Raw genomic sequence first — 18369 nt, forward strand, 5'->3', positions numbered from 1 at the left:
GCGCCATGAACCTCGGCCGCGTCCTCGCCCTGATCCTGCTCGCTGGCTTCAGCCTCGGCGCAGCCGCGTTGCCGCTGACCGATGAAGAAAGCGCCGGCAAGCGCCTGTACCGCGAAGGCCTGTCCGCCAGCGGCGAGCCGATCATGGCGCGGGTCGGCGCGGCGGATGTGTTGCTGCCGGCCACCAGCCTGCCGTGCGCCAACTGCCACGGCGCCGATGGTCTCGGCCGACCCGAAGGCGGGGTGCGTCCGCCGCAGCTCAACTGGTCGCGGCTGACCAGCATCCACGGTCAGCAACAGATCAATGGCCGCAACTACCCGGCCTACACCGACAGCAGTCTGGCGCGGGTGATCCAGCAGGGCCGCGACCCCGGCAACAATCGCCTCGACCCGAGCATGCCGCGCTTCCTGTTGTCGATGAAGGATCAGCGCAATCTCACGGCTTACCTCAAACGCCTGGCCGATGACCGCGATCCGGGGCTCGATGACCAGACCTTGCATTTGGGCACCTTGCTGCCCAGCCAGGGGCCACTGGCCGAGGAGGGCGCTACCATCGCGGCGGTGCTCAACGGCAGCGTTGCGCGGATCAATCAGGCCGGCGGCATTCACGGTCGGCAGTTGCGCCTGACCGTGGCCGATCCCGGCCCGGATCGCGCCAGCGCCGAACAGGCCCTGCAACGGCTGATCGAGGAAGAGCAAGTCTTTGCCCTGATTGCACCGCTGGCCCCGGCGCTGGACAGCGAACTGGCGCCTCGTCTGGAGCAGTCCGGCGTGCCGCTGATCGGGGCCCTGTCGTTGCTCGGCCCGGTGCAGGCCAGCCCACAGATTTTCGAGCCGCTGCCGGGCCTGCGCGAGCAACTGATCGCGCTGGCCGATTACGCCACCGCCAGTTTGCGAGTGCTGCAAGGGCCGACGCTGATTGCCTATCCCGATGACCCGGCCCAGGTGCTGGCGGCACAGGTCCTCGGCCAATATCTACAGGATCACGGCTGGGAAAAAGTCCATCTGCAGGCCTACGACCCGGCGGCGGACAGCTTGCCGCTGGGCTCGCGCTCAGTGTTCTACCTCGGTAGCGGCGGAGGTTTCAGTCGGCTGGCGGCCGGATTGCAGAATGCCGGGCAGGTGCCGTACCTGTTTGCTGCGTCGAGCCAGGTGGCGGGGGATTTGTTGCAGGTGCCGGAGGGTTTTTCCCGGCGGGTGTTTCTGGCGTATCCGTTCGTGCCCAGCGACTGGACCCAGGCCGGGCGCATGGCGCTGACGCTGTTGCGCGAGCATCAAGGCCTCGGCGCCCAGCACGCGGTGCTGCAAGTCGGCGCCTACGCCTCGATGCTGTTGTTCAGCGAAGGCATGAAGCAGGCCGGCCGCGACGCCAGCCGCGAAAAACTGGTGGCGGCGCTCGAAGGCCTGCACGACTTCGACACCGGCCTGACCCCGCGCCTGAGCTTCGGCCCCGGCCGACGATTGGGCCTGAGCGGGGCGCACGTGGTCACCGTTGACTTGCCCGACCAGCGTTTTTATCTGGTCGCTCCCTACAAACCGATTATTGCCACGCCCTGACCGGAGGCCCTGATCATGAAGCTCAAAACCCTGTGTTGGCTGCTGACAGGCTGGTTGTCGGTGGGAATGGCGAACAATGAACCGGTGGCCGCCCGGGTCAACGGCGAGGCGATTTCCGAGTTTCGCCTGGAACGTTTTTTCGCCGAGTACCTGGAAGATCAGGGCCGCGCCGTGGCGAGCATCCGCAACCCCAAGGCCTATAAACAACTGCGTCAGGCCGCGCTGGACACGCTGATCGACAAGGAACTGCTCTGGCAGGAATCGCGCAAGCGCGGGGTGAAGATCGATGAGCAAACGGTGCGCGACCAGATCGAACGGACTCGTACCGCCATCGGTGGCACCGACAAATTCCTCCAGCGTTTGCAGGACGCCGGTTTCGATGAGGCCTCGTTCACCGAGTACACCCACCGCGAACTGGCGGCGCAGCGGATGTTCGCCGAGCTGACCCAAGTCCAGGCCCCGGACGAGCAAACGGTGCGGGCGTTTTTTGAGGAACACCGCGCTGAAATGGGCGCACCGGAGCAGGTCCAGGCCCGGCACATTCTGATCAAGGTTGCCGGCGATGCCGATGCCGCCACGGTTGAAGCGGCGCGGCTACGCTTAGAAGAGTTGCGCGCAGCTATCGTAGGGGGGCAAACCTTTGCTAGCGTCGCGCAATCGGGATCGGAAGATGTCACCGCCAGCCAGGGCGGGGACCTGGGGTATTTCGCCCGTGGGCAAATGGTGCCGGCGTTTGAAACGGCGGCGTTTGCCCTCAAGCCTGGTGAAGTCAGCGAAGCGGTGCGCACACCGTTCGGCTGGCATTTGATCTTTGTCGAGAACCACAAGGAGGCGGCCGATGTCCCAGAGGAGCAAGGGCTGGAAACAGTCAGGGCGTACCTCGCCCGACAGCAACAGACCCAGGCTCGTCGTCAGGTGCTCGCGCAATTACGGGCAGAGAACAGGATCGAACGAATTGACGACGACTGAAGGTTCCCCCCCAATAGTGGGGAATGGCTTCGATGCCCATTCAGGTGCTTCCCCGTTTCTGGGGAACGGGGTACCGGGACGAGCGGGCATTTCCATTCAATTCAAGGACATGAAGACAAAAAATTACCGGCATTCAGCCTGGCATGAAGTGTGCGTTACCTCTTGTGAGGCGCACTCCAGCAGGTTCGGGTCATTGAATTTCAATTGCCGGCACTTGAGGTTTCAGGGAGTCCACCTTGGTTAACAAAGTACTGGTTGTCGAAGACGAACAGCTGCTTGCACAGAACCTTCAGGATTATCTGTCGGCGCAAGGGCTGGAAGTCCGGATTGCACATGACGGCGCAGAGGGAATCGGCCAGGCCGAGACTTTCGCCCCCGACGTGCTGGTGTTCGATTACCGCTTGCCCGATATGGAAGGGTTCGAGGTGCTCGACGCGGTCCGCCAGAACAGGACGTGTCATTTCGTGCTGATAACGGGTCACCCGACCGCTGAAGTCTGTGAGCGGGCGCGGCAACTGGGGGTCAGTCACATCCTGTTCAAACCGTTTCCTTTGGCGGAACTTGCCCGAGCTGTCTGCGACCTTCTGGGGATCCAGCGCGAAGCGAAACCCGGTGCGAGCCCATCCGAAGGCTTTGTCGAACGACGCCAGAGCAGGACCGAGAGCTTCCCGTTGCAGTTGTACGATGGCAGTTGGGTGCTGGCGGACCGCCGACGAAACCGGTCGGAGGTCATGGCACCGGACGACGATCAAATGCTCACCGGGGAGTAATGGCGCGATAGACGTTCCGGCACTCGCCGAATTCGCCTCCCGCGCCGTCAGGGCCTCAAGCCCCGGGTGTTGGAGAGCAAGCCATGGATCGTCTGTCCGTTGTCGTCGAACCGCTGTCGGTCAATCCTCCACAGGAGGCACAGACCCCGCCACGCTTTTCCAGTGAGCAACTGGCCCAGGCTCGGGCACGGGCCAGCACTTCCGGAGAACGGGTGCTCGATGCACTGGCCGTGCTCTGTGAACTGGCGCCGATGCCGTTCATTGCCAGCCTCGGCGCCACCCTGCATTACCCGGTGCTCGACACCGACACGCTGTTTCTGGCGAGCCCGGTGTTCGACCGGGTCACCCTCGCGCAATGCCTCAAACGTGAATTCATCCTGCTGCGCCACAACGACGAAGTCATCGGCGTGTTCGCCGACCCCTTCGACACGTCGCGCCTGGCCTGGATCGACGAATGCCTGCACGGCGCGCCGCTGTACCTGGTGCACGCCGACGACCTCAAGGCCTATCTGGCCCGCCACGAAGAAAGCTTCCACGCCGTCGAATCGCTCAACGCCCAGGCCGACGCCGGCAGCGAGACCGACACCCTGCAAAGCCTGTCGCTGACCAGCATCAGCGAAGACTCGAGCGTGGTGGTGAAACTGGTCAACTCGACCCTGTACGACGCGCTGAAAATGCACGCCAGCGATATCCACCTCGGCACCACCGGCCAGGGCCTGGTGATCAAGTACCGGATCGACGGCGTGCTGAACAACATCGGCAAGATCCAGGGCAGCGAGTTCGCCGAGCAGGTGATCTCGCGGGTCAAGGTCATGGCCGAGCTGGACATCGGCGAAAAACGCGTACCGCAGGACGGTCGCTTCAAGATCGGCATCAGCGGCCGGCAGATCGACTTCCGGGTGTCGATCATGCCGAGCATCTTCGGCGAAGACGCGGTGCTGCGGGTGCTGGACAAACAGGATCTGGCCGACAAGGTCTGCGGCGTGCAACTGCAAGCGCTGGGCTTTGAAGACGAAACCCTGCGCCAACTGCGCCGCCTGGCTGCCGAACCCTACGGCATGGTGCTGGTGACCGGCCCCACCGGCAGCGGCAAGACCACCACGCTGTACGCGATGATCACCGAGATCAACCACGGCGTGGACAAGATCATCACCATCGAAGACCCGGTGGAATATCAGCTGCCGGGCGTGCTGCAAATCCCGGTCAACGAGAAAAAGGGCCTGACCTTCGCCCGTGGCCTGCGCTCGATCCTGCGCCACGACCCGGACAAAATCATGGTCGGCGAGATCCGCGACCCGGACACCGCACAGATCGCCGTGCAATCGGCGCTCACCGGTCACCTGGTGTTCACCACCATCCACGCCAACAACGTGTTCGACGTGATCGGTCGTTTTACCCAAATGGAAATCGACCCCTACAGCCTGGTCTCGGCGCTCAACGCGATTCTTGCCCAGCGTCTGATCCGGCTGGTGTGCAGCAGTTGCAGCACGCCGGTCAACCCGAGCGATGAAGAGCTGCGCGCTTCGGGCCTCGACCCACAGAAAGTCGATCACTACCACTTCGTCCACGGCAAGGGCTGCGGCCACTGCCGGGGCAGCGGCTATCGCGGCCGCACGGCGATTGCCGAGCTGCTGCACCTGGACGACGAGCTGCGGCAAATGATCGTCGAGCGCCAACCCATCACCCAGATCAAAGCCCTGGCCTGCGCCCGTGGTTTGCGCCTGTTGCGCGAATCGGCGTTGGAGCTGGTGGAGCACGGTCGGACCACGCTGGAGGAGATCAATCGTGTCACTTTTATCGCGTGATCAATTCATCGCCGTGCTCGGCGCCAGCGGTGTCGGCCTCGGCCAGCGCCGGGGCAGCGACACCCTGTGGCTGGGCAGCGTCGGCTACATCGACGAAGGCTTTCAGAGCTACGCGGTGGCGCTGGACACCCTCGACCGTCTGCTCGGCGAACACACCCGTGCCGGTGCCGAGCTGAGCGTGGTGATCTCCGGCCACTTCAGCCGTTTCTGCCTGGTGCCGTGGAGCGAGCAGATCAGCAGCCCTGACGAACTGCGCGGCTTCGCCCAACTGTGCTTCGAAGACCTGTTCGGCGCACCGACCCAACCGTGGAGCCTGGTGCTGTCGGCCGAGCCGGCCGGGCATGACCGGATCGCCAGTGCCTTGCCGCAGGATTTGCTGGAACGCCTGCGCACGCTGGTTACGGGGCGCGGTCTGCGCCTGCGTTCGGTGCAGCCGTACCTGATGACTGCGTTCAACCGCTTCGACAAAAGCCTCGATGCCGGTGACTTCCTGTTCATCGTCGCCGAACCGCAACGCAGCGTGTTGCTGCTGGCAAGGGAAGGGCGCTGGTCGTCGGTGCGTTCGGTGGGCGGCAGCGACAGCGATGCGGCACTCAGCGCGTTGATCGGTCGCGAACGGCAACTGCAAGCCTCCACCAGCGAACGCGCCTTCAACGTTTATCTGCACGCCCCGGCGCGCCTCGATGCGCAACCGGATGTGGCGGGGGTGCACCTGCGCACCCTCGAAGACAACTCGATGACCGTGCGTGACGCCTTGTACGTCATGTCCCGGGCGGTGGCCTGACATGCGCGCCTTGAACCTCGACTTCCAGCCACGTCCGCGTTCCGGCCCGTTGGGCTGGAGCCTGCTCGGCGGCGGTGTATTACTCGCGCTGGTGTGCTTCGGCCTCCAGCAGCACCTCGGCGACCAGGCCGAACAGCAGCAAGGTCACTTGCAGCACACCCAGCGCCAGCTCACCGGCGACAGTGGTAGCAAGACAACGCTGAGCCCGGCGGAAACCCGCGAGCAGGCGCAGAACCTCGCCGAAATGCGCAAGGTCTCGCAGCAACTGCGCCGGCCCTGGGAACGCCTGTTCGCCATGCTCGAAGCCATGCCGCGCGACGACATCGCCTTGCTGACCCTGACCCCGGATGCCCGCAAGGGCCAGGTGCGGATCAGCGCCGAAGCCCGCGATCTGCAAGCGATGCTGGATTTCCACAAACGGCTGGAGGCCAGTGACGAGCTGTCCGACGTGTCGCTGCTGAGCCATGAAATCGTCGTCAAATCGCCGGAGCAACCGGTGCAATTCAACCTGTCGGCGACCTGGGAGATAGGCGATGCGAATCCCTAGACTGATCGTTCACGAATACCTGCAAGGCCTCGGCGTTCCGGGCCTGGCCGGTCTGGCACTGCTGCTGGTCACGCTGGCCTGGGCACTCGGCGGTTTGCTGCCTGGCTGGCAATCGCTGCAACAGCTCAGCCAGCAAACCCAGGAAGCCACCGAGTACCTGGCCAAGGTCGAGGACGGCAGCATCGCGCCGCCCGTGGTGCCGCAACGTCAGCTGGATGATTTTCGCAACAAGCTGCCGGCCCAGCCGCAAGCCACTGTCGCCATCGACCGCATCTACGCCCTGGCCGCGCAGGAACACATCACCCTGGCGCGCGGCGAATACGCCCTCGGCGTCGATCCCAAGACTCATCTGGCGCGCTACCAGATCCTGTTGCCGGTGCGCGGCAGCTATCCGCAGCTGCGCCGTTTCCTGCACGCCTTGCTCGGCCAGTTGCCGGCGGTGGTGGTGGAAGACGTCGAGTTTCAACGCAAGAAGATTGCCGACACCGACCTCAGCGGCCGGATCCGTATGACCCTCTACCTGTCGAGGTCGTGATGGACACCAAACGCATAACCGGCTGGGTGGCGTTCTTCGGCGTGGCGGCGGCGCTGGCCTGGTTGCCGGAATATTTCTCGCCGAGCGACGAGGCGGATTCGACCGAAGTCGCCGTGGCCAGCCCGGTCAAAGCCAGCGCCCGTGGCGCCTTGCCCGCCAGCAGCGCCAAGGCGAATGCGGCGCCGATCAAGGACCTGAGCCCGGCCGGCGACCTGTTTGCGAGCAAATCCTGGAAGGCCGCGCCGACCCTGGCGACGGTCACCGAACAAGCGATCAACCCGACCCCGGTGGTGCAAGCCCCGAGCCTGCCACCGGTGCCGTTTCAGTTCGTCGGCAGGCTGCATGACCGCAGCGACCTGCAGGTGTTCTTGCAGGACGGCGAGAAAATCTACGTCGTGCGCAGCGGGGATGTGATCGACGACACCTGGAAGATTGCGGCGATTTCCGATGTGGAACTGAGCCTGGTCTACCTGCCTTTGCATTTGTCGCAGACCTTGTCTGTGGGGAGTACGCAATGAACAGATCCCGTTTGCTGATGAGCCTCGGCCTGTGTGCCGGGCTGGCCGCGTGCAGTTCCGCGCAGGTCGCCAACAAGGAAGCCGCCGACCTGATCGATCAGGGGCAGTACGAGGCGGGCCTGGCCCGGATCGAGGAAGGCTTGCGGGAAAATCCGCGCGACACCGAGCTGCACCTGCTGCTCAACAGCGGCCGGGCCAAGGCGATCACCGCGCTGCTGACCTCCGGCGACACCGACCGCGCCCGTCGCGATTTCGCTTCGGCCCGCACCGCCTACAGCCGGGTGCTGACCATCGAGCCGAACAACCGCCGCGCCCAGGATGCCCTGCGCCAGCTCGACTACCTGCGCAGCATGGACGAGAAGCTGGAACTGGCCCGTGGCGACCTGCGCCGGGGCGACATCTACGGCGCCGACCGTCAGGTCAAACAGATCCTCGAACTCGACCCGAAAAACGATGGCGCGCTGGAGCTGCAAGGCAACATCCGTCTGGTGCAGAGCCGCAACGTGATCCAGTACCCGCAACTGCGCACCCGGCTCGATCGCCCGGTGACCCTGGAATTTCGCGACGCCAACCTCAAGACCATTTTCGAAGTGCTGTCGCAGGTTGCCGGCCTGAATTTCATCTTCGACAAGGACCTGCGTCCGGACATGAAAGCCACGATCTTCGTGCGTGACGTGCGCATCGAAGACGCCGTGCAACTGCTGTTGCAACAGAACCAACTGCACCAGAAAGTGGTGAACGAAAACACCTTGCTGATCTTTCCGGACTCGCCGCAGAAGCTGAAGGATTACCAAGAACTGGTGATGCGCACCTTCTACCTGACCAGCATCGACGCCAACACCGCGCTGAACATGATCAAGACCATGCTCAAGACCCGCGACGTGTTCGTCGACGAACGCCTGAACACCCTGACCATGCGCGACACCGAAGACGCCGTGCGCATGGCCGAGAAACTCCTGCAATCGCAAGACCAGTCCAACCCCGAAGTGGTGCTGGAAGTGGAAGTGATGGAAGTTGCCACCCAGCGGATTCTCGACTTGGGTCTGCAATGGCCGAACACCTTCGGCGTGGTCAACAGCGACGGTTCGGCGGTGACCATTCTCGATCAACTGAAGGGCATCAACTCCAGCCGGATTTCGATCTCGCCGTCGCCGCAAGCCAAGATCAATGCGCAGGACAACGACATCAACACCCTGGCCAGCCCGGTGATCCGCGTCAGCAACCGCGAACAGGCGCGCATCCACATCGGTCAGCGCGTGCCGATCATCAGCGCCACCTCGGTGCCTTCGACTCAAGGCCCGGTGATCACCGAAAGCGTCACCTACCTCGACGTCGGTCTGAAGCTCGAAGTGCAACCGACCGTGCACCTGAACAACGAAGTGGCAATCAAGATTGCTCTGGAAGTGAGTAACGCCACGCCGCTGGAGCCGACTCGCCAAGGGACGATTCCGGTGCAGGTCGACACCCGCAACGCCCAGACTTCGCTGCGTCTGCATGACGGCGAAACCCAGATCCTCGCCGGCCTGATGCGCAACGACCACGGCGCCACCGGCAACAAGATTCCGGGCCTCGGCGACATTCCGGGTCTGGGTCGGTTGTTCGGCAGCAACAAGGACACCATCGGCAAATCGGAACTGGTGCTCTCGATCACCCCACGGATCGTGCGCAACCTGCCGTACCAGAGCCCGTCGGACATGGAATTCCCGACCGGCACCGAAACCAGCATGCACATCCAGGCGCCGGATCGCTCGCAAAGCTACTCGATGCCAGCGCCTGCCGCGCAGCCTCGTGCAGTCGGTGAAGCGGCCGTGGCCACCACCCGTGTAACCGTCGAGAAGCCTTGATCATGAACGCCTCCCAACGCGGTTTTACCTTGATCGAAGTCGTGGTGACGCTGGCCCTGATCGGCCTGCTGGCCGGCATGGCCGCGCCGCTGACCGAGACCCTGGTACGGCGTGGCAAGGAGCAGGAACTGCGCACCGCGCTGTATCAGATTCGCGATGGCATCGACGCCTACAAGCGTGCCTTCGATGCCGGCTACATCGAGAAATCCCTGAACAGCAGCGGCTATCCGCCGAACCTGAAAGTGCTGGTCGAAGGCGTGCGCGACGTGCGCAGTGCCAAGGGTGCGAAGTTCTACTTTCTGCGCCGGATACCGCGGGATCCGCTGGTGCCGGCCAAACGTGACGACAACGGCGGTTGGGGCCTGCGGGCCTACAACAGTTCGGCCCAGAACCCGCGCGATGGCGAGGACGTGTTCGACGTCTACTCCCTCGCCCGGGGCCATGGCCTCAACGGCATCGCTTACCGCGAGTGGTGATTCTCATGCGCCGGGAAAAGGGGTTTACCTTGCTCGAGCTGATGGTGGTGATGGCGATTATCGCGACCCTGATGACCATCGCCTTGCCACGCTACTTCAACAGCCTCGAGGCCTCGAAAGAGACCACGTTGCACCAGAGCCTGTCGGCCATGCGCGAGGCGCTGGATCACTATTACGGCGACACCGGGCGCTATCCCGATTCCATCGAACAACTGGTGGAAACCCGTTACCTGCGCAACGCGCCACTGGACCCGATCACCGAACGCAATGACCAATGGGTGCTGATCGCTCCGCCGGACGGTGTGGCGGGCGGCGTCGCCGATATCAAGAGCGGAGCTACCGGGAGGGCGCGTGATGGCAGCCAGTATTCCGAGTGGTAAGCACGTGGAGCAGGGTGGGTTCACCTACCTGGGCGTGCTGTTCCTGATCGTGATCATGGGCATGGGCCTGGCCAGTGCCGGCGAGTTGTGGTCGACCGTGTCGCGCCGCGATCGCGAGAAGCAACTGCTGTGGGTCGGCACCCAGTACGCCCAGGCGCTGCGCAGCTACTACCGCAGTTCGCCGGGCCTGGCGCAGTACCCGAAAGAACTGGTCGACCTGCTGCAGGACGAGCGTTTTCCGGAAGCCCGCCACCATTTGCGTCAGCTCTATCCGGACCCGATCGGCGGCGGCGAATGGGCACTGCAACGGGGTTTCGACGGACGCATCACCGGCATCAACAGTGCCTCCACCGAGGTGCCGTTGAAGCAGGCGGACTTCCCGTCGCAGTGGTCGGATTTCGAAGGCATGCAGCGTTATTCGGACTGGCAGTTCGTGGCCGAGAAAGCCTTCCTTGATGGCACAAACGGCCCTGCCAAAGGCCAGTCATCGCTGCCGCAGGCGTCGCAGCCATGAGCCGCCACGTGTGGTGCGCGTTGATCCTCGCGGCCGTGGCGTCTTTCGCCAGCGCCAGCGAAGAAGACGAAATGATGGGCTTCATCGTCGACGACACGATCTCGCACATCGGCCACGACTTTTACTACTCGTTCAGCGAGCGCCTGCGCGACACCAGCCGCATGGATTTCAACCTGGTGGTGCGCGAGCGCCCCGACGCGCGCTGGGGGAGCCTTGTGACCGTCGAGTATCAACAACGCCTGGTGTATCGGCGCTTCCTGCCGCCGAACACCGTGGAACTGAAGGACGAGGCCTACGAGGCCGCCGACTCGGTTCGACTGGAGGTCGTCCGGCGCAAGCTGGAAGCCTTGTTGCAGGACACCACCGACCTTGAGAAGGACGAACTATGAACACGACAACGTTCTCACGGCGCAGCGGATTCTGGATCTCGGGGTTGTTGATCGGGCTTGCCAGCGCTGCTGCCGTCCAGGCCACCGAACTGGTCTACACGCCGGTCAACCCGTCGTTCGGCGGCAACCCGCTCAACGGCACCTGGCTGCTCAACAACGCCCAGGCACAAAACGACCACGACGATCCGGATCTCAAGAAACGCTCGACGGTGGCCGGCACTTCGGCACTTGAACGCTTCACCAGTCAATTGCAGTCACGGTTGCTGGGGCAACTGCTGGACAACATCTCCACCGGCAACACGGGGAGCCTGTCCACCGACGCTTTTATCGTCAACGTCGTTGATGACTCGGGGGCTCTCACGATCGAGGTGACCGACCGAGCGAGCGGCGAAGTTTCCGAAATTCAGGTGAACGGCCTCAACCCATGACGGGATGACGGTTCCGGGGAGTGATGGACATGAAAAAAATAATTGCGCTAGGGCTGATGTTGGCAGCATTACAAGGGTGCAGTCTGCGCGAGCCGATGCCGGCCGAGCAGGACACCGATACCCCGACCCTGACCCCCAGGGCCTCCACTTATTACGACTTGCTGAAAATGCCACGACCCAAGGGCCGGCTGATGGCGGTGGTGTACGGCTTCCGTGACCAGACCGGGCAGTACAAACCGACCCCGGCCAGTTCCTTTTCCACCAGCGTCACCCAGGGCGCAGCGTCGATGTTGATGGACGCGATGCAGGCCAGCGGCTGGTTTGTGGTGCTTGAGCGGGAAGGGCTGCAGAACCTGCTGACTGAACGCAAGATCATTCGCGCTTCGCAGAAGAAGCCGAATACGCCGGTGAACATTCAGGGCGAGCTGCCGCCGTTGCAGGCGGCGAACATGATGCTCGAGGGCGGGATCATCGCTTATGACACCAACGTGCGCAGCGGTGGGGAAGGGGCGCGGTATCTGGGGATCGATCTTTCCCGCGAGTATCGGGTGGATCAGGTGACGGTGAATTTGCGTGCGGTGGATGTGCGTAGCGGGCAGGTGCTGGCGAACGTAATGACCAGCAAGACGATTTATTCGGTGGCGCGCAGTGCGGGGATTTTCAAGTTTATCGAGTTCAAGAAGTTGCTTGAGGCTGAGGTGGGGTATACGACCAATGAGCCGGCGCAGTTGTGTGTGTTGTCGGCGATTGAGGCGGCGGTGGGGCATATGGTGGCGCAGGGGATTGAGCGGCGGTTGTGGCAGGTGGCGGGGGATGCTTCTACGCCTTCGCAGGATGATGTTTTGAATCGGTACCTGACTCAGAACAAGATTGATCCGGATGCGGAGTGAACGTGGCGGCCTTCGGGCCGACCAGGTTCTTTGGTTGTTTTGGGTACATATCCGTTGCTGCGGTAACGGCTTCTTATGGTTTCGCCCTTACGGCGAGTCCCTTTTGGCAAACGCCCCAAAAGGAACCAAAAGGTCTGGGCCCCGGCGTTCGGCCCCTCGCTGGGGCTCGGGGTTCCTTCGCTCCGGGATTCATCCGGGGGCATCGCCTCCGGTTTGCTTCGCTGCACCTCCTCTCGATGCATGCGGCTTCGCCGCACGGTCGCTGCGCTCCCACCCCCGGATGAATCCCTCCACTCAGCCTTCCGAAGGGGCCGGCAGGTCAAGAGCGGTACTCGAGCTAACGCTCATTGTGTTGAGTGGTGAGAAGCGGAAAGCGGAAAGCGGAAAGCGGAAAGCGGAAAGCGGAAAGCAGAAAGCAGAAAGCAGAAAGCAGAAAGCAGAAAGCAGAAAGCGGATTGCTTTTGCTTTGATCGTTCCCACGCTCCGCGTGGGAATGCAGCCCGGGACGCTCCGCGTTCCATTCTCGAATGTTTAAAAGTTGTGTCTGTTTCAGCGATCCTTCCCACAAGGTTTTCAGGTTGTCCGTCGGAAGCGCGGGCTCTAGCCTGTTTCGGTCGCTGCCAATTCAGCGATCGGGATTGGAAACCCCGACTAGAACCGAGCGCACAAGCGCTTTTCATAACGTATGCTTGCGCACCTTGAAAAGTGTGCACTCCGTTATGGCGGCTGTGCGCGGGAGACCTTCGGGTCAACCGGGTTCTCCGTTCCCCGGGTTTCCAGCCTGCGTACAGCTGCCACCCCTTCGTTCGGAAACCGAATGGGCCAGCTTCATTTCAGGATCGGAGATTCACCATGTTCAAACCAACACCCAACCCACCCGAAACCCAAGCCAACCCCGAAACCGACCCAACCTCCCCATACACCTCCGTCAACTCGAAAAAACTCCACGAAGCCGCCGAACGCGCCCTCGATCATTACCTCTGCCCCGGCGCCCACATCATGGGCAGCGTCAACGAACCCGCCCCGATGTACCTCGCCAACCCGGCCTACAACACCGAATCCCTGCTCGCCAACGCCAGTGAATCCCTGGGCTCTGCCAGCGAAATGCTCAACAACTTCGCCGCCACCCTCGACCCCGCCCACCGCAAGACCGCCCTAGGTATCGCCCAGATCCTCATGCTGGGTGAACTGGCCGTAAATCAGGCCTTGGATCACGTCGAGCTGAAGGGCTGATCCAGCACATGCCCAATAAAAAAACGCGGCCCAGCAACGGGTCGCGTTTTTCACATTCAAACTGGAGTCACCATGGATCCCCTGATCTCCACCATCGTTTCAGACTTCGAAAGCGAAGAGCAGGCCGCCAGCTACGACCGGTGGTTCCGTGCCGAAGTCCAAGCGTCAATCGACGACCCGCGTCCAAGTATTCCGCATGAGCAAGTGATGGCTGAAATACAGGTATTGATGGAAGAGGTTCAATGCAGGTACCAGACACTTGAGGCGTCGAACAAGGACTGCACCGCAGCACCAAATTGATCGTTCCCACGCTCTGCGCGGGAATGCAGCCCCTGACGCTCCGCGTCAAATTCGCGAGTTGGAACGCGGAGCGTCCCTTGAGGCATTCCCACGCAGAGCGTGGGAACGATCAATACCCAATCATCAGCGCAAAAAAAACCGCGACCTCAAGATCGCGGTTTTCCAACACCCAACACTTACTGCTGCAAAACCGTCGCCTGGTTAGCCGACCCGAACTGCTGAATCGTCGCGGTCTGCGTCATCCCGCTCTGATCCACATTGGCAATGTTCCCGGTGCCGCCCTGGGTTACATACGCCACGTTCATGGTGTCAGCCTGTTTCACGGTGATCATGTTGTCGCTGCCATACAGCTGCGCGGTGTAGGCCTGGTTGCCGGTGCCGGATTGATCGAATTCGGCGCTGTTGCCCGAGCCGTTCGACGAGCCTTGAACCAGGTTGGTGGTGCCGCGTTGGTCGGCGATGAGGATGTTGTCGCTGCCGTTCTGGTCGAAGTACAGCTCGTTGTAGGAATCCGCCTGGCTGACCGTCGTCTTGTTGCCAGTGCCGGTCTGATTGGTGGTCATGATCTGGCCGATGCCGTCCTGGGTGAAGCTGGCGATGTTGCCGTTGCCGGTCTGATTGACCGTGGCGCGCTGGTTGCTGCCGAACTGGCCGCCATGTTGCGGGCCTTTCCAGTTACTGGCGTAGACCTTGTTGTCGTTGCCCACCGAGGTAGCGTTGAGGGTGTGGCTGTCGCCGTTCTGGTAGGTGAAATGCACGTTGCCGTTGCCGACTTGATACAGGGCCAGGGTCGAGTTGACCGATTCGAACTGGTCGGCATAGATGGCGTTGGTGTTGCCGACCTGGGTGACGGCGGCGGTGTTGTTTTCGCCGAAGCTTTGGTCGACCACGGTTTCGTTGCTGTCGCCGTACTGGTTGACGGTGGCCTGGCTGGCCAGTTGCGAGTCCTGCCAGATTTCGGTGCCGTTGAGGTTGCCGAACTGGTTGATGGTGATGTTGCCGCCGGTGCCGTTGCGCTGGTCGCCGTAGGCGTAGTTGCCTTCGCCGGCCTGGTTGATGCCGATCTGGCCGCCGTTGTGCAGGACCTGTTCGGCGGTGCCGTAGTTGGCGGTGCCGTACTGGGTGATCACCGAGCTGTTGCCGGTGCCTTCGTACAGTTGCTCGATGTTGGCTTCGTTGCTGTCGCCGAACTGGAAGGTCTTGCCTTCGCTGCCGTTCTGCGAGTCCTGGTAGACGAACGAGAAGTTGCCGGTGCCTTGCTGTTGTTGCAGGGCCTGGTTGCCGGCGCCGAAGCCGAGAGACTGGCTGGCGTGGGCGGTGTTGAAGGCACCGGTCTGTTGTTGGGTGATGGTGCTGTTGTCTTCGAAAAGCTGCTCGGCGTAACCGGCGTTGTAATCGCCGACCGCGTCCTGGGTGATGACGCTGGTGGCGGTGTCCTGCACGGCGGCGGCGTTGTTGCCCTGGCCCAGTTGGGTCTGGGTCGCGGTGCTGAACGGCGCCTGGGTCTGCTTCACATCAGCGATGTTGGCCGTACCGAACTGGCTCTGGGTGGAAAGGCTGTCGTCGGCCATGGCCTGGGCACTGATCATGACCAGGATGGCGGCGGTGAGGGGCGTCAGTTTGAACATGATGAACTCTCCGATGATTGCAGTGCTTAGCGATATTGCTTGACCGAAACGCTCATGCCGTTGCCCGACTGGGTCACGGCGCTTTGCAGCCCCGTGCCGGCCTGCTCGATGCTGGCGTCGTTGTTGTTGCCGTTTTGCGAAATCTGCGCACGGTTGTGGCTGCCGGTTTGCGTGATGGACGCGGCGTTGCCGGAGCCGTTTTGCGTGATCAGGGCCATCAGGTCGCTGCCTTGTTGCAGGATGTACGCCTCCTGATTGCTGCCCGACTGCACGATCTTGCCCAGCAGCGACTGACCGTTTTGCGACAGCAGCGCGAGGTTGACCTGGCCGTTCTGGTCGATCAGGGCTTGCTGGCCCACGGGAGGTGGCAGTTCGCCGAGATCGGCGCTGTTGGGCGCCAGGTCGTCGTTTTCCATCAGGTCGTCGGCGCGCACGCCCGCACTGACGCACAGGGCGAGCAGGCAAAGCAGGGCGGCGGTCGGCGTGTTCATGGCAAATATCCTGTGGGGCGTTAACCGTTGAGCGTTGCCCCGCCTGCCCGAAAGCAGGCGGGGCACTGGCTCAGAGCGTGGTCACCGACACCGTCCGCACGGTGCCCTGGGACGAGCGGATCGTGGCGGTCGGGTTGGCTGATGGCACGACCAGCGTGTTGTTCAGCGTCAGCCGCCAGCGTCCGGTCACCGGTACCGTGGTGGTGCCCAGCGTTACCAGCCCGGTCGGGGTGGTGACCTGCACGGTGATGGTGTTGCCGGTGGTCACCGACGAGGTGCCGGCGAAGTCCCAGTTGAAGCGGCCGCCGGAACGGGCCTGCACGGTCGAGGTGGTGATCGTGAAGGTTTCCGCCGCTGGCCGTGGCGACACTTGCACCGTGACGGTCGCCGGCGTCGACTGGGCGTTGAAGCTGTCCCGGGCGATGTAGGTGAAGGTCGTGGTGAAGGCCGTGGTCACGGTGGCCGGTGGGGTGTAGGTGATCACCGTGCCGTCGGTGCTGACCGTGCCGCGTCCTGCCGGCGGTTGGGTCAGGCTGGCGACGCCCAGCGGCGTGTTGCCTTCCGGATCGGTGTCGTTGGCCAGGACGTTGATCGGGATTGCGACACCCAATGTGGCGACGCTGTCGGCGACGGCGGTCGGTGGCCGGTTAGGCGCGACGGTCACCGTCACGGTCGCCGGGTTGGCCGAGGCCAGGCCTTTGTTGTCCTGGGCCTTGTAGGTGAAGGTAGTGGTCAGCGGAGTATTGACCACGGCTGGCGGGGTGTAGACCACCGACGTGGTGCCGTTCAGGGCCACGGTGCCTTGGCCGGCTGCCGGTTGAGTGAGGGCAGTGATGCTCAGCGGCACATTGCCGTCGGGGTCACTGTCGTTGGTCAACAGGCTGAGCGTGATCGGCACGCCGAAGCTGGTGCTGCCGGTGTCGGCGTTGGCCAGTGGCGCCTGGTTCTCACCGGTGTCCGGTGCTGCACCGACCACTACGACTGGCTCGGTATCGCTGCCGCCGGCGGCGGATTTGACCGTGACGGTCGCCGGAGGCTGGGTCAGGTCGGCCACGGTGATTTTTTGCAGCGTGCCGGTTTTCGACAGACGTCCGTAGCCTTGGGCAACCATATCCGGCACCGCGACTTCATCGGTCGAGGTGGCTTCGATCAGCAGGCTGTGGTTGGCCCAGCTGTAGCGGGCGGTCTGGATTTTCACCACGTCGGTCAGCTTGGCCGAGACAGCGGTCGGACGGGTAGTGCCGGCCGGGTTGGTCGCGGTCACGACCACCACCGACGGCAGGGTGCCGGTGCCCAGGCGCTGGCCGAAGAACAACCCGTTGTTGTCGCCCAGCAGACTGGTCTGGCACGGCGTCGGTGGTGGGCCGGGCAGCAACGCCACGGTTTCGCGGAAGCACAGGGTCGAGCTGCTGTCAGCCTTGGCGAACACCTCGGCGCGCACACCGGCCGAGGTCCGGCGATAGGTGGCGCGGTCGATGGCGACTTGGGTTTGCTGACGATTGTCGAGGACCTTGCCGGCGACGGTGAACAGGTTGGTCTGAATCGAGCCGGCGCCCGACGGACCATCGATCCGCAGGAAGTTGGTGTTGAACGGGCTGCCGGTCACCGCTTCGGTGAGATTCGGGTCGCCGACGAAGGTTTCGATGCCGCCGGTGTCCGGGTTCACTTCGGTATAAGGGCCGTTGATGCTGCGCAGGAATGGGCCGATGGCGCCGTCGAGCGCACCGCTGAAGTTGCCCGGCGCGCCGATGCCGACGTCCTTGGTGATGTTGATTGCTCGTCGACCCGGTGTGGTGACGTTGACCGTTTCAACACCATACGGGTGGGTGATGGTGTAGGTGCCGGCCACCGGGACGTTCACCCGGATGCGGATCCGCGCGAAGCTTTGCTGATCGCCGTCCACCGGGTTTTCTGCAGCGAATGCCGCTTCGATCCCGGCCACGTAGGCATCCACGCCGAAACCGGCACCGTTGTTGGGGATCGCGGTTTCCGCCAGGAACCAGAACGCTTCCGGCGGCCAGTTGTCGGGGAACACCATCGGCAGGCTGTCATCGAACACGCCCGGTTCCGGCAGCAAAGTGCACATGTACGCCGGCGGGGTGCTGACCGGCACCCGCGAACTGGCGGCGCGCGACTGGCAGAGCTCCATCGACAGTTGATTGTTGTCCTGATACCACATCGGGAATTTCCCGGTGGCGAAGGTGTAGGGGCCGGGATCGACGGCGGCCAGTTGCGCGAACGCACTGCCGGTCAGCGAGATTGTCAGCCCGAGCGCGTTGAGCGCGAAGCGTGGCCACTTGTTCATGATGCCT

General features: G+C 63.1%; 20 protein-coding genes. 17 read left to right on the plus strand and 3 right to left on the minus strand.

Features of this window, described 5'->3' with window-relative positions; genetic code table 11:
• The first annotated feature begins 5 nt into the window (after positions 1-5).
• The 17 genes from GQX66_RS08520 (at position 6) to GQX66_RS08600 (ending at position 13938) form a co-directional block, all read left to right on the plus strand.
• A complete protein-coding gene (locus GQX66_RS08520) occupies positions 6-1556 on the plus strand; it encodes an ABC transporter substrate-binding protein (protein ID WP_240868067.1) in 1551 nt (516 codons plus the stop codon).
• Positions 1557-1571: 15 nt separating this feature from the next.
• On the plus strand, positions 1572-2525 hold the full coding sequence (locus GQX66_RS08525; RefSeq protein WP_240868078.1) for a peptidylprolyl isomerase: 954 nt from the start codon (positions 1572-1574) through the stop codon (positions 2523-2525).
• A gap of 236 nt (positions 2526-2761) precedes the next feature.
• Complete coding sequence (locus tag GQX66_RS08530; RefSeq protein WP_085748467.1) at positions 2762-3295, plus strand: response regulator; 534 nt, start codon at positions 2762-2764, stop codon at positions 3293-3295.
• Positions 3296-3378: 83 nt separating this feature from the next.
• Complete coding sequence (locus GQX66_RS08535; protein WP_240868081.1) at positions 3379-5100, plus strand: GspE/PulE family protein; 1722 nt, start codon at positions 3379-3381, stop codon at positions 5098-5100.
• Positions 5081-5884, plus strand: a complete 804-nt coding sequence (locus tag GQX66_RS08540) for a hypothetical protein (RefSeq protein ID WP_085607712.1) — start codon at positions 5081-5083, stop codon at positions 5882-5884. The genes GQX66_RS08535 and GQX66_RS08540 overlap by 20 nt, the downstream gene beginning before the upstream one ends.
• A gap of 1 nt (position 5885) precedes the next feature.
• A complete protein-coding gene (locus GQX66_RS08545; protein ID WP_085613429.1) occupies positions 5886-6431 on the plus strand; it encodes a PilN domain-containing protein in 546 nt (181 codons plus the stop codon).
• A complete protein-coding gene (locus GQX66_RS08550) occupies positions 6418-6966 on the plus strand; it encodes a GspMb/PilO family protein (RefSeq protein ID WP_011333432.1) in 549 nt (182 codons plus the stop codon). Before GQX66_RS08545 ends, GQX66_RS08550 begins: the two co-directional genes overlap by 14 nt.
• Entirely contained in the window at positions 6966-7484 is a 519-nt protein-coding gene (locus tag GQX66_RS08555) for a hypothetical protein (RefSeq protein ID WP_102718817.1), read from the plus strand. Before GQX66_RS08550 ends, GQX66_RS08555 begins: the two co-directional genes overlap by 1 nt.
• Positions 7481-9328, plus strand: coding sequence for a secretin N-terminal domain-containing protein (locus GQX66_RS08560; protein WP_011333433.1), 1848 nt, complete (start codon positions 7481-7483; stop codon positions 9326-9328). Before GQX66_RS08555 ends, GQX66_RS08560 begins: the two co-directional genes overlap by 4 nt.
• A gap of 2 nt (positions 9329-9330) precedes the next feature.
• Complete coding sequence (locus GQX66_RS08565) at positions 9331-9804, plus strand: type II secretion system protein (protein ID WP_039769040.1); 474 nt, start codon at positions 9331-9333, stop codon at positions 9802-9804.
• Positions 9805-9809: 5 nt separating this feature from the next.
• The gene (locus GQX66_RS08570) at positions 9810-10184 is read left to right on the plus strand and encodes a type II secretion system protein (protein ID WP_007956137.1); all 375 of its coding nucleotides are present in this window, start codon (positions 9810-9812) and stop codon (positions 10182-10184) included.
• The gene (locus GQX66_RS08575; RefSeq protein WP_134020803.1) at positions 10159-10698 is read left to right on the plus strand and encodes a type II secretion system protein; all 540 of its coding nucleotides are present in this window, start codon (positions 10159-10161) and stop codon (positions 10696-10698) included. The genes GQX66_RS08570 and GQX66_RS08575 overlap by 26 nt, the downstream gene beginning before the upstream one ends.
• Positions 10695-11087, plus strand: coding sequence for a curli production assembly/transport protein CsgE (gene csgE, locus GQX66_RS08580; protein ID WP_039769043.1), 393 nt, complete (start codon positions 10695-10697; stop codon positions 11085-11087). Before GQX66_RS08575 ends, csgE begins: the two co-directional genes overlap by 4 nt.
• Positions 11084-11515: a curli assembly protein CsgF gene (locus GQX66_RS08585; protein ID WP_007956141.1), complete on the plus strand. Its 432-nt coding sequence runs from the start codon at positions 11084-11086 to the stop codon at positions 11513-11515. Before csgE ends, GQX66_RS08585 begins: the two co-directional genes overlap by 4 nt.
• 29 nt (positions 11516-11544) lie before the next feature.
• Entirely contained in the window at positions 11545-12405 is an 861-nt protein-coding gene (locus GQX66_RS08590) for a CsgG/HfaB family protein (protein ID WP_064378912.1), read from the plus strand.
• 852 nt (positions 12406-13257) lie between these two features.
• Positions 13258-13638, plus strand: coding sequence for a DUF6124 family protein (locus GQX66_RS08595; protein WP_085748462.1), 381 nt, complete (start codon positions 13258-13260; stop codon positions 13636-13638).
• A gap of 72 nt (positions 13639-13710) precedes the next feature.
• Positions 13711-13938, plus strand: a complete 228-nt coding sequence (locus GQX66_RS08600) for an antitoxin (protein WP_102688527.1) — start codon at positions 13711-13713, stop codon at positions 13936-13938.
• A gap of 176 nt (positions 13939-14114) precedes the next feature.
• Here GQX66_RS08600 and GQX66_RS08605 read toward each other — a convergent pair whose 3' ends face one another.
• The 3 genes from GQX66_RS08605 to GQX66_RS08615 form a co-directional block, all read right to left on the minus strand.
• Entirely contained in the window at positions 14115-15566 is a 1452-nt protein-coding gene (locus tag GQX66_RS08605) for a curlin (protein WP_103387229.1), read from the minus strand.
• Positions 15567-15592: 26 nt separating this feature from the next.
• A complete protein-coding gene (locus GQX66_RS08610; protein WP_007956150.1) occupies positions 15593-16057 on the minus strand; it encodes a curlin in 465 nt (154 codons plus the stop codon).
• Between the two features lie 70 nt (positions 16058-16127).
• A complete protein-coding gene (locus GQX66_RS08615) occupies positions 16128-18362 on the minus strand; it encodes an Ig-like domain-containing protein (RefSeq protein WP_240868102.1) in 2235 nt (744 codons plus the stop codon).
• Positions 18363-18369 lie beyond the last annotated feature (7 nt).

It is taken from the genome of Pseudomonas sp. B707, assembly GCF_022496685.1.
Lineage (GTDB): Bacteria > Pseudomonadota > Gammaproteobacteria > Pseudomonadales > Pseudomonadaceae > Aquipseudomonas > Aquipseudomonas paraglycinae.